This is a genomic window from Methylibium sp. T29 (assembly GCF_000576205.1).
Taxonomy (GTDB): domain Bacteria; phylum Pseudomonadota; class Gammaproteobacteria; order Burkholderiales; family Burkholderiaceae_C; genus Methylibium; species Methylibium petroleiphilum.
This window is the reverse complement of the sequence record NZ_AZND01000583.1, coordinates 1-681: the sequence shown is the minus strand read 5'-3', so window position 1 is coordinate 681 and position 681 is coordinate 1. Positions and strand designations below refer to the sequence as shown.

General features: G+C 75.3%; 1 protein-coding gene. It reads right to left on the bottom strand.

Annotated features, from left to right (window positions below):
• Positions 1 to 646 (bottom strand): molybdopterin cofactor-binding domain-containing protein (locus x551_RS22955; RefSeq protein WP_253950474.1); only part of this gene is annotated, 646 nt, incomplete at its 3' end.
• Between the last annotated feature and the right edge of the window lie 35 nt (positions 647 to 681).

The window sequence follows — 681 nt, the reverse complement described above, 5'->3', positions numbered from 1 at the left end:
AGGGCCGACCCCAGCCGGACTGCGCCGCGGCGAGCTGCAATACCGCGGCGTGGCGCGGGCTGCCGGCCAGCAGCGCGAGCCGGTAGGCCACCGGGTCCTGCTGCGCCGCGTGCGCCAGTTCGTCGATGAAGCTCTCGAGGAAGAAGGCGTTGTGCGAATGGCCGACCGAGCGCCAGTAGCCGACCGGCACGCCGCTGCGCGTGGCGACATGGGCGATGCGCTGGTGCGCGATGTCGTAGGGCTGGTCGAACAGGCCCTCGGCAGTGGTCTTGTCGGGCAGGTCGACCGGGCCGGCCAGCCAGGGCAGGCCGCGCTCCATCCAGCGCGGCGTGATGGCATCGCCGGCGCTCGCGACGCGCAGCGACAGCGGCCGTCCATCGGCCCCCAGCACCGCCTTCAGCGCCGCGGCCGCGGCCGGGCGGTAGTAGTCGTGCGTGGTGTCCTCCTCGCGCGACCACAGCAGCTGCACCGGCCGGCCGCCGGTCTCCTGCGCCACCGCGACGGCCTGCGCCACGAAGTCGGCATCGAGCCGGCGGCCAAAGCCGCCGCCAGCAGCGTGACGTGCAGCGTCACCGCGTGCTCGTCGACCCCGGCGGCGCGCGCCGCGTGCGCGCGGGCGATGCCGGCACCTGGTCGGCGCCCACACGGTGACGTGGCCGTCACGGACCTGCGCGGTGCAGT